The following is a 10,916-nucleotide window of genomic DNA, read 5'->3' as shown; positions in this document are numbered from 1 at the left end:
AGACGAGTGGATATTGCAAAAAAGAATAAAAAGAACTTAAGCCGATATATAAGTATTTTAAGCACTATTGAGGGCGGACACATTATATTTGGTAGACTAGAAAGATTAAAACGAAAGCAGGAAGAAAATAATGTCTAATTTCGACCTTAAAGAACATTTAAAAAAAGTACATAAGCACCGTAAGGCTGCAACCACTCAAAAAGTTGATGAAGCTATAAAACGGCTCCTGAGAACAAATGAGTACATTAATTTTAATAGTGTGGCAAATGAAGCTGGAGTAGCAAAAGCAACTCTTTATAACCACCTTGACCTTCGTGAACGTATTGAAGCATTAAGGCAGCAACAATCACAAGTACCTACACCAAAACAAGTTAAGAGAGAAATGAATGAGAGCAATAAGGATGCGCTTATTGAATCACTGAAACGGAAGGTTAAGAGATTAGAAGATGATAACAAGCAACTTAGGGATCAATTGAAAGTAGCTTACGCGGAGGTATATAAAAAATTTTAGTTTATTTCGAGAACGAAGTTCTTCTTCTCTTGTTCAATTAAAGGGCCATTATCTACAGTATGTTTTTCCACCGTATTTAACGTATTTTATGATAATAAAAATGGCTATTTTCTATCTTTGTGGAAGCATTATATACAGTAATTATTTATAGTTTTCAACGTATACAAAGATAGGACCTTACGTGGAGGGGTGGGTATGATAGGCTCGGATGCCGATGAAACAACTGCTTCAGCCTTTCAAGACAAATCGTACCCACAGAGGCTCCGCGTCAAGTCCTTAACCACTTATCTTGGCATACATGTACACAATGATAAAAGGTGCATTCTATCAATCCTTTTATCGGTGATACTGTAGATAAGCGCCCGATTGTGGAGTAACTCCTTTAATCAAAATTTGATTTCTAAGCTGCATTTTAAAGGAAATTGTGAAATTATGCACTTAAATGTAGTGTAGTGCTTTATTAAGTACATTAGTCATATTGAAATTATTTTTATATATAGTCGAACCCTTTACTGGAAGTAAGTACAGGCAATTTGTCACTTTACTTGGAGCCTCTGCGGGCAAGATTTTTAGCCATGAAGCCAGACTTATGAAGTTCCTAGCTCAGCCAAAACAGGCTATCATGCCCGCCTCTCCAAATAAAGTGCACGTCTCTACAAGGATGCAAATTATTGTCTATGTCATTTTCCAATTTGGTGACCTAATTAAAATCTTATACATGGAAAGCTTTACTTTATCCATTTTTCTTTGGTAAACTACAGAAATTAACGAAGGATTGGAGAAAGAAGAATATTAATAAAGTTTCGTTTTTTTAGATAATCGAGTAGGAGGGGGGTGATTAACCCCCGATCTCTCACACGTACATATGGTTCCGTATACGGCGGTTCAATCTCTTAAGTATCGCGACTCATAAAGTTGGTAGATATCTTTCAATCCCCACTTTGTGAGTTTTTGTTTTGTTTTCGCTTGATGCAGAATTTCACTTTTGGATATACGCCATATCCCTTTCGGGAATTAGCTAATTTCATGGTATTGTCATGATTTATTCCATATTTTCGAAGCATCCTGTATCTAGTTTTAATCTTTTCCATCACTTCCAGATAAGTTGTCTAATTCGATGATTTAACCATTTTTGAATATCTATAACCGGGTGTATACAAAAAATGGATAAGATTACCACATTTTCCTTACGCTACCCCTTATTGTCATCGAGAGATGGACCTAGTTGAAATATGGCATGCGGATTATGGATTCCTGTATCATTATATGGAAGATAGGAAGTCTATCAAAACAATGAGGAGGCTAAATCTTCGCCAAAAACAAAGAGCAGGATGATTTTCTTAAGTGGTTGGATGAAGAGGATCCATTCGGCTCAAATGAAGAAATGGTATTTACTATTTTTAGATGTATTGATTGCGGAAAAGAAGATGAAGTTCCAGATTATGTTGTAGAAGAATTTCATTTTGACTTGGAAGAAAATGAAGAAGTGGAAGTAGTCTGTCCTTTTTGTAATGGTACCATGCGACAAGCGAGAAAAGACCCCAGTGATTAATCAACACTTGGGTCGTGGTTAAGTCGCGTTAGCGATTTTGTTCCTAAAAATATGTTAATCGATTGATCCAGTTCGCTTAATTTCTACCTTTATATTTGGTTTTATCTTTAGTGTTGAGTAATTTTGTCTTAAATCTCCCTCAGTTAAGTGGGAATATTTTCTTACACTTCTTATTTTTCTTCCGATGCCAATGGGATCCGTATTAAAATTTTTAAATTCCTCAAGTATATTTCCAAATTCTTTGTTTAGGGCTTCACCAATTAGTTGCTCCATTTTGTTTAGTGCATCTTTATTTTTCAAAGAAGTAGTGGGTTGAAATTCTAATGTTGAAACGGAGATCGTTGCATTTAAATGAACCAATTCTTCGTTCTTTATTTCAATGTTTCCTTTGTACTTTATCGGATGAAGTGTAATCTTATAAATATCACTTTTAGGAAGGTTGAGTTTTGCCATATCCCGATTCTCTAGTTCACCAGCAGGAATCTCTATAGTTATATCACCTAAAAATGCCTTATTATTTGTGAATAATTTTAGATAAAAGGTGTTTATCAACGAAATAGACCCCACAATTTTATCATCTTTGAATAATGCAACACCACTTATAGAAGGTGCTGCCCCATTTGCATTTTTAATCATGGGTAGTGTAGGATCGATACCAATTTCATATAGTGTAGTTATAAAATCATGTAAGTTGGAGTTGACTAACATTTCTTTCTTTTCGTGTTTATCCAATAATTGATAGATATAGGAACCCATTTCGGGATATTCCTCATAGTTTGTATTGTTAATCGTCTCCTCAGCATTATCAGTAATGGCCAAAAAGATTAAAGAACTGATAGTACTATCTCGTTGCATTGTATCCAGAAAAGAAGTAATTCCTACTGTTTCTGCCATATTTTTATTAAACAGTATGGTCCTTAATTGACCAGACGTAATGTCATGGCTTGTTTGTTCCTCTAGTTTTTGTCTGATTTGTTTATTAGTCGTTCCTTCAGCTGAAAGGGTTACACTGGTCTTTTCTTCTTTTCGGTCAAATTGTAACAAACTGATAGTGCCTTTGTATGTATTGTCATCAAGCAAGTCATAACCAATAATCGTTGAAATCCCTTGCCTTTCTATTATTTTTTCAGGGGCCATGCATGCTGTACAAAGAAGAGAACACAGCAGAATAACAATTTTCTTCATTCTTTCAACTCCGTCTGGAACGAGTATTGATTTTTGATCTAATAATGATGATTACATACAAGAAAATTGGATAGATAAACCAGAGGAAAAATCCAGTTTTGCCAATTTGATCAAAAAAATAATTATTATCTACTCTTTTCGTAATGAAAAAACTGCAGATAAAAAGGATAATGGAGATGAGCCATATTCCATATTTTTGTTTTATGTGAAAAATCTGTTTAATACCCTTGGAAGAAATATATAGTGTGATACAAAGATTTGGAAAAATAACTAAAATCCATAATGGAACCGCAACAAATTCAAAACGTTCAATAAATGGAAAATGGACAGTGCTAATCATGCTGACAACAGGCCATACATTCATCTCTAATTCTTTCGCGCTAAAAAATAAAATAGAAACTACAGTTGTTAGTAAAACAAGAATGGTCGTAAACCAGACTGCTATTTGACTAAAAAGCTGAAGTTTATTTTTCTCCTTTATAAATGGAAAAATAAAAAGCAACGTCTCGAAACCTAACATTGTATAACTGCTCCTGAAAACTCCATTCATCATATCTGAAGGAGTTGTCGTCATTATAGGTAAAATTCTTGTTACATTTATTGTTTGAAGAGGTTGGTACACAACAAATAGCAGCCATATAGTCATTAAAAAGGATAAGAAGCAAACACCGGTCACTACTCTAAATCCGCCGGATACAGCATAAATGGTTAATATTAATAAAGCCAATACCCCGACCCATTCATAGACACCTTCATATCCCCATGTTAGTGACAACTCGACATAACTAATGGTAATCGAATAATGGACGGCAATAAAGTAAATGACAATAAGGAAGTTAAAAATACTACCAATAAAGCGTCCGAATATATGTTCATGAATTTCAAAAAGAGTACCACCTTCATTTTTTTTTAGGATAGATATCATTAACCATGTAATTAAGCTAACGAATAAACCAGAAAGTAAAATGGAGATCCAAGCATCTTTTTTTGATTCTAGATATAATATTCTTGGAACTCCAAGTATCCCCATCCCAATTTGCGAAGTGTGTATGATAAAAAATGCCATAAATGCGTTAACAAAACGTGTATTTGATTTCATTTTGCACCTCAAAATTCATCTATATCTGGTGAATTTTTTAATCGCTTCTTAAGGCGAATGGAGTTTTTGGGTCGATTAACTATTGGCCGTCTTATATAAAAATGGTGGGGGAGACGTATTAAAAAATATTGCAAATCTTTCATTCTTAGCGGATATAGAGGTGCAAGATAAGGTTTATTTAAAGAAGTTAATTTTAACAAGTGAACCATTAGAATACATATACCAAAAATGATTCCATTTAACCCCCAAACACCTGCTAAAATAATGATTGGAAATCTAGCAATTCTGACAGCAGTGCCCATTTCATAAATAGGAGCCGAAAATGCCCCTAATGCACTAAATGCAACAATGATAATTAAAATATTGCTAGTTAACCCTGCCTCAACCGTTGCTTGGCCAATGACAATACCTCCTACAATTCCCATTGTTTGTCCTACTTTTGAAGGAAGGCGGGCACCAGCTTCTCTAAGTAACTCAATTAACAATTCTAGTAAGAGTGCTTCTAATAAGGGCGGAAAAGGAACTTGTGAACGTGATTGTCCAATGATAAATAACAATTTAGATGGTATGAGTTCAAAATGATACGTCATGGCAGCCACATAAATGGCTGTTAAAAAAATAGAACCTACCATAGCAAAAAATCGGATAAAACGAATAAATGTACTTAAAGACCATCTCAAATAGATATCTTCTGTTGATTCGAAAAATGAGAAAAAATTAGCAGGACCTATAATCGCTACAGGGCTACCATCTACAAAAACACCAATTCGCCCGTTTAAAATCGAGTAGATGAATCGATCGGGCAGCTCTGTTAATATAAATTGTGGAAATAAAGAGTAATGATTATCTTCTAGGCATTGAGCCAAAACGGAACTGTCACTTATATTATCCGTTTTTAATTGTTTAATCCTGTCCTTAAGTGTCTGAAGGGTGTCATCGTTCGCAATATCTTTTATATATACAATTCTTACTTGCTTTTGAACGCGTTCCCCAATCTTTATTTCATCCGTGCACAAATTATAATCATTTAGATTTTGTCTGATTATCTTAACGTTAGAAGTTAATGATTCAGTGAACGAAATTTTAGGTCCATATACTAACGATTCTGTTTCTGCTTTCTCAATAGAGCGTTCAATGGGATTTGCGCAGTTCACCATGAATCCCTTTTTCTCTTCTAAGAAATAAATATAAGCAAATCCATTTAATAGGGAAGAGATAACTTCTTGTTCCTCTATATTTACCATTATTTCTTCTATAGGAATGTTTTTCATTAAATAGGTGTAATGTAAGTATTCTACAGAAAGTTGTTCAATGTATTTAATGACATATTCATTTAGAATCTCTGGCTTAATTAAATTCTTCATGAAAATAATATGAATCCCCACTTGTCCAGCTTCAATCTTTCGACAATTCAAGTCGGGTGATTCATTAAGAATCGATTTAATTTTTTCATAACCTGGCAAGCTCTCATTATTATGACGCTCTGTCATTCTTAACATTTCCTTCAACCGTTTTTAATAGTGTCTGTAAAAACAATTAATTTATACAGAATATGGACAGCGTTAAACCATTATCGTGCCTAGATTAAGTGGATTTTACTTATATAGTAATGCTTCATCCTTATTCAATATAGTGTAGTGCTTTATTAAGTTCATAAGTCATATTGAAATTATTTTCATAAATTGTCGAACCCTTTACTGGAAGAAAGTACAGGCAATTTGTCACTTACTTGGAGCCTCTGCGGGCAAGATTATGAGCCATGGAGCCAGAGGTATCAAGGATCCTTGCTCAGCCACAACAGGCTATCATGCCCGCCTCTCCAAATAAAGTGCACGTCACTAGAAGGATGCACTATTTGTCCGTAAGTCATATCCAATTTGTTGCACCAAATATATAAAATCTTATACATGAATAGCTTTGCTTTAGCCATTTTTCTTTGGTAAGTACTACAGAAAGTAACGGAGGTTAATTGAATAAGTATAATGGGTATTTGTGGTAATATATCTTATATTAGGGGGATTTTAATGGACTTATATTTTATTACAAATATGATAAGAAATATAATTTCAACATTTTTTCAGAATGGTATATGGGTAGTAGGCTTTTTTTACTTGTTAATTAAAATGGCCTTGAGTGTACGTGAAGGGGACATAGGGGCATTGTCCCTATTGGCTATTCTAACACTTAGGATAATTCTATTACCCTTAAACGAAAGTGTCCTTTCACCTTGTCCCTCATTTACCCTAATTTATGAATGAAGTTGCTATACAAATGAATATGCTTATTTTAATGTATCCTGTCCCAAATCCTACTTAAATCCAAAGGAACGTATACTTTTTCACCATGAATCTCCCTATGTATAATAGGATTAGTAAAACTTTGTTCTAACTTTTCTAATTCCTTATGTCTAGCTCGTAGTTTTGTCCCTAAAATAATTTCGCTATAGTCCTTATACATACTTCGTAAACCTCGCTTTTATCATTCATCATTTTTTATTAATTGAAAATGTAATAAGACATACTGAATAATACTTTATTTCTAAAATAATAAGCTTATCAGTTCATGCATTTGAATGCGGAATATTACCTGTATTCGGATAAAAACAATGGACAAACTTTCCACAATCCTTAGTAACCATGAATAAATCATCTGTACGTTGATCCCTTTTTAAAAACCTCGTCTATCAATTCTTATTTACCTCCCTTCATTAGATTTTTCTTGCACATTTATTTTTACCAAAAACATTGAAATATTACATATTTAAATTCTCAAATATTCTCTTTTAAATAGATTTAAATGAATAAAAATATGTTTTTTCAGCACTCTAAAAAGGTCAAATCATAGGAGGTGTTATTCATGACAGTCATAAATGACGTTAAAACAGCTTTAGCAGGTTTAAAAAGCGCCCAAGCTAGCTTTGAAACATTTGCTCTTGGTACAGACAATCAACAAGCCAAGCAACTTTACCAAGATGCTGCTAAACAAACCCAATCCGTTATTGATAGTGTAGAACCACGTGTTCAACAAATCGAACAAGAAGAACCTCAATACAAACAACAATAATGAGTATGGCGAAAAGGTTGGTTGAGAGGCCAACCTTTTTTAACCATTCCAATACTGGTAAAACATGGAGGTGATTTCATGAAAGTGAAAATATTATTTTTCATTTTTATCCTCATCGGATTAGGTTCAGGGTGTGACGGAAACCATAATCAGGTAGATAATAATAATGATTTAAGTATTTCACAAGTACATACAAGTAAACCAATTGATCAATCTGTTGCCAATCATGCCAAAGAAAAGATATTCACTAAGGAAGAAATTTCGGATGTAAAGGCTGTGAATACAGATAATGAGCTTTTAGTAGCGATAAAAGTCGGAAATTTCAACCGTTTCCGATTAAAAAATATCGAGAAGTCAGTAAAATCTGACTTGGAAAAAATGTATCCAGATTATAAAGTATTTGTTTCCAGTGATAAAAAAATGTTCTGGGAACTTGAAAAAACAGAAAGAAGATTGAAAAAAAATGATACGAATAAGAAGAACTTAAAAAAGGATTTGAAGAAACTGAAAAGTCTTATGAAAGAACAAACGTAAAGAGGAAGGGTCGAGTTATGTCAAATAATCAAAAGAAACAACTCACTCCTGTGCAACAGGAATATCAAAAATTGCAAAAACAACGAGAAATCAAAAGACCTGTTGTTCAAAATTGCATAAAGGCCTTTTTAACTGGTGGCCTTATTTGTCTGATTGGTCAGTTTATTACAGATTTTTACATTTATTATTTTGATTTTACTGAGCAAACGGCCGGAAATCCGACAGTGGGTACTTTAATTTTTATTACGATGCTTCTTACTGGTTTTGGTGTATATGATCGAATGGCCCAATTTGGAGGGGCTGGAACAGCTGTACCCGTAACTGGATTTGGCAATGCGGTCATATCACCTGCCATTGAGCATCGTTCCGAAGGATTTGTACTGGGCGTAGGCGGCAACATGTTTAAATTAGCAGGGGCGGTTATTTTATTTGGTGTTTTTTCTGCTTTTGTCATTGCCCTCATCAAAACCATTTTAATCAAGTGGGGTGGTTTATAATGCTTGCAGGTCATCGTACATGGATTTTTGAACAAAATCCTGTCATTATCTCCACCGGAACCATTGGTGGACCGTTTGAAGCCAATGGGGCTATCCCAGATGACTTTGATACTCTTCACGCTGATTTATGGCTTGGACAAGATTCCTATGAAAAAGCACATAAAGTCCTTTTCGAAGAAGCTTGTCAAAAGGCAATGGAAAAAGGAGGAATCCAAAAAGATCAGGTTCAATTTATCCTTGCAGGGGATCTGATCAACCAGATAACTCCGACAAGTTTTGCTAGTCGAACAATTGGAGCTCCTTATTTTGGTTTATTCGGTGCCTGCTCTACGTCTATGGAAGGACTGGCTCTAGGTGCTTATATTGTGAATACAAAAGGAGCGAAATATTTATTAACAGGAGCATCTAGTCATGATACAGCTGTTGAAAAACAATTTCGGTATCCAACTGAGTATGGTGGACAAAAACCTCCTACGGCACAATGGACTGTTACTGGTGCCGGTGCGGCCCTTTTAAGTGATTCTGGGGATGGACCTCGTGTCACTTCTGCTACAATAGGCCGTGTGATTGATATGGGTCTGACCGATCCATTTAATATGGGAGGGGCTATGGCGCCAGCTGCGGTTGATACCATTGAAGCCCATTTAAAGGAACGAAATGTTAAGCCATCTTATTATGATTTAATTGTAACCGGAGATCTAGGGAAAATTGGACAGGAAGTTTCTATGGATTTATTTAAAAAGCATGGAACTACAATTAGTGAAGAACAATATCAAGATTGCGGTCTTATGATTTATCGGGAGGGGCAGCCGGTTCTAGCAGGGGCAAGTGGTGCAGGATGCTCCGCAACAGTTGTTTACGGTCATTTATTAAATCGGATGAAAAAAGGTGAATTTAAAAGAATGTTAGTCGTGGCAACAGGTGCTTTATTATCGCCTCTTTCTTTTCAGCAAAATGAAACGATTCCCTGTATTGCCCATGCTGTATCGATTGAATATGGAGGTGAACAATAAATATGACCTATTTTTGGGCTTTTACAGTAGGTGGTTTGATTTGTGTGATTGGGCAAATTATGTTCGATGTTTTCAAACTTACACCGGGACATACGTTAAGTACCCTTGTAGTGGTGGGTGCTATTTTAGATGGTTTTGGTTTATATGAACCCTTAATTGATTTTGCTGGGGCAGGGGCTACCGTTCCGATTACAAGTTTTGGGAATTCGCTTGTTCATGGTGCGATGCAGGAAGCAGAAAAACATGGGTTAGTTGGTGTACTGACAGGAATGTTTGAAGTAACTAGTTCCGGTATTTCAGCTTCCATTGTTTTCGGCATGATAGGAGCTTTAATTTTTAAGCCAAAAGGATAAGGAGAATTAGGATGACAGTAGGATCAGATGTTAAACAGTGTTTTGCCAGTCTAAAAGGGGTAGAAGCAAGTCTCTCAAGTTTAGCATTACGGACTCTTGATGATGAATCGAAGCGAACTTTGCATGAGGCTATGATGGTAGTACACGAAGTAACAAAAGATTTAAAAAAAAGAGTAGGAGAACTAGAAGGAGAGGAACTTCAGTACAAAGGTTTCTAGATAAACTATATTTACAGGGGGTGTAAGCAGTGGCTGAATGGTTAGATATAGCTGTACGCTCAGCATTATTTGTTGCTGTTTTATTTTTCATTACAAAATGGTTAGGGAAAAGGCAAATTTCCGAACTATCTTTCTTTGAATATGTCACCGGTATTTCTATTGGAAGTATTGGTGCAGAAGTGGCTATGGGACTTGAACGGAACATTTTTCACGGAATTATTGGAATTGTCATTTTTGCGGCTATTCCCTTTTTCGCTGGTTTAATTTCATTAAAAAGTAAACGTTTTCGCGATTTTATAGAAGGAAAAGCAACTGTATTTATCAAAGATGGGAAGATTATGGAAGATAATTTAAAAAAGGAAAGATATACGACAGATGAACTGTTAGAGCTACTTCGCAGGAAGGATGTCTTTCAAGTCTCTGATGTAGAATTTGCTGTTTTAGAGGCAACGGGAGATTTATCCGTCATGTTAAAAAAGGAAAACCAACCTTTAACAGCAAAGGATTTAAACTTATCCGTTCCTTCTATCAAAGAGCCTCAAACTGTCATAATGGATGGGGTCATAATGGATGAACCACTAGCTACAATTGGAAGAAGTCGTGCATGGTTAAATACAGAGTTAGATAAATTAGGGGTTACGGTTGAAAATGTATTTCTTGGACAAATTAATTCTTTTGGAGAGTTAACGGTTGACCTTTTTGATGATAAGTTGCAAGTTGCATCCCCTCAAGAAAGACCTTTAATTCTTTCCGTTATGAAAAAATGTCAAGCTGATTTAGAACTATTTGCTCTTGGAACGGAATCAAAAGAGGCCAAACAAATGTATAGGTTAAACAGTGAAAAATTACAAGAAGCCATTGATAAAGTGACCCCTATTTTAAAAGGATAAG

Annotated in this window: 12 protein-coding genes; 9 read left to right on the top strand and 3 right to left on the bottom strand. The window is 35.0% G+C overall.

The features are described 5' to 3' along the window. Positions 1-130: 130 nt before the first annotated feature. Both BMSHG_RS00105 and BMSHG_RS28580 read left to right on the top strand, forming a co-directional pair. A complete protein-coding gene (locus BMSHG_RS00105; protein ID WP_019152396.1) occupies positions 131-511 on the top strand; it encodes a DUF6262 family protein in 381 nt (126 codons plus the stop codon). Positions 512-1,859: 1,348 nt separating this feature from the next. After that, positions 1,860-2,063, top strand: a complete 204-nt coding sequence (locus BMSHG_RS28580; RefSeq protein ID WP_019152394.1) for a hypothetical protein — start codon at positions 1,860-1,862, stop codon at positions 2,061-2,063. Positions 2,064-2,117: 54 nt separating this feature from the next. Here the strand turns inward: BMSHG_RS28580 and BMSHG_RS00090 are convergent, their stop codons facing one another. From BMSHG_RS00090 to BMSHG_RS00080, 3 genes are read right to left on the bottom strand one after another with little or no spacing between them, the layout of a single operon-like run. Beyond that, the gene (locus tag BMSHG_RS00090; protein WP_019152393.1) at positions 2,118-3,248 is read right to left on the bottom strand and encodes a Ger(x)C family spore germination protein; all 1,131 of its coding nucleotides are present in this window, start codon (positions 3,246-3,248) and stop codon (positions 2,118-2,120) included. A 4-nt stretch (positions 3,249-3,252) separates the two neighbouring features. Continuing rightward, positions 3,253-4,347 (bottom strand): GerAB/ArcD/ProY family transporter, encoded by a 1,095-nt coding sequence (locus tag BMSHG_RS00085; RefSeq protein ID WP_019152392.1) that lies wholly within the window; start codon positions 4,345-4,347, stop codon positions 3,253-3,255. A gap of 8 nt (positions 4,348-4,355) precedes the next feature. Continuing rightward, on the bottom strand, positions 4,356-5,837 hold the full coding sequence (locus BMSHG_RS00080; RefSeq protein ID WP_019152391.1) for a spore germination protein: 1,482 nt from the start codon (positions 5,835-5,837) through the stop codon (positions 4,356-4,358). A gap of 1,366 nt (positions 5,838-7,203) precedes the next feature. Between BMSHG_RS00080 and BMSHG_RS00065 the strand changes: the two genes are divergently transcribed. The 7 genes from BMSHG_RS00065 to BMSHG_RS00035 all read left to right on the top strand — a co-directional run bounded on the left by BMSHG_RS00065 (position 7,204) and on the right by BMSHG_RS00035 (position 10,915). Continuing rightward, positions 7,204-7,410, top strand: a complete 207-nt coding sequence (locus BMSHG_RS00065; protein ID WP_019152388.1) for a DUF1657 domain-containing protein — start codon at positions 7,204-7,206, stop codon at positions 7,408-7,410. Positions 7,411-7,488: 78 nt separating this feature from the next. Beyond that, a complete protein-coding gene (locus tag BMSHG_RS00060) occupies positions 7,489-7,944 on the top strand; it encodes a YhcN/YlaJ family sporulation lipoprotein (protein ID WP_019152387.1) in 456 nt (151 codons plus the stop codon). Positions 7,945-7,961: 17 nt separating this feature from the next. Continuing rightward, positions 7,962-8,441, top strand: a complete 480-nt coding sequence (gene spoVAC, locus BMSHG_RS00055; protein ID WP_019152386.1) for a stage V sporulation protein AC — start codon at positions 7,962-7,964, stop codon at positions 8,439-8,441. Beyond that, positions 8,441-9,454 carry a stage V sporulation protein AD gene (spoVAD, locus tag BMSHG_RS00050; protein ID WP_019152385.1) on the top strand — a complete coding sequence of 338 codons (1,014 nt, stop codon included), beginning with the start codon at positions 8,441-8,443 and terminating at the stop codon, positions 9,452-9,454. The genes spoVAC and spoVAD overlap by 1 nt, the downstream gene beginning before the upstream one ends. A gap of 2 nt (positions 9,455-9,456) precedes the next feature. Continuing rightward, the gene (gene spoVAE, locus BMSHG_RS00045) at positions 9,457-9,807 is read left to right on the top strand and encodes a stage V sporulation protein AE (RefSeq protein ID WP_019152384.1); all 351 of its coding nucleotides are present in this window, start codon (positions 9,457-9,459) and stop codon (positions 9,805-9,807) included. 11 nt (positions 9,808-9,818) lie between these two features. Next, complete coding sequence (locus tag BMSHG_RS00040; RefSeq protein ID WP_009336483.1) at positions 9,819-10,025, top strand: DUF1657 domain-containing protein; 207 nt, start codon at positions 9,819-9,821, stop codon at positions 10,023-10,025. Positions 10,026-10,054: 29 nt separating this feature from the next. Then, complete coding sequence (locus BMSHG_RS00035) at positions 10,055-10,915, top strand: DUF421 domain-containing protein (RefSeq protein WP_019152383.1); 861 nt, start codon at positions 10,055-10,057, stop codon at positions 10,913-10,915. The last annotated feature ends 1 nt before the right edge of the window (position 10,916 follow it).

It is taken from the genome of Robertmurraya massiliosenegalensis JC6 (assembly GCF_000311725.1).
Classification (GTDB): Bacteria; Bacillota; Bacilli; order Bacillales; family Cytobacillaceae; genus Robertmurraya; species Robertmurraya massiliosenegalensis.
This window is presented reverse-complemented; position numbering and strand designations above follow the sequence as displayed.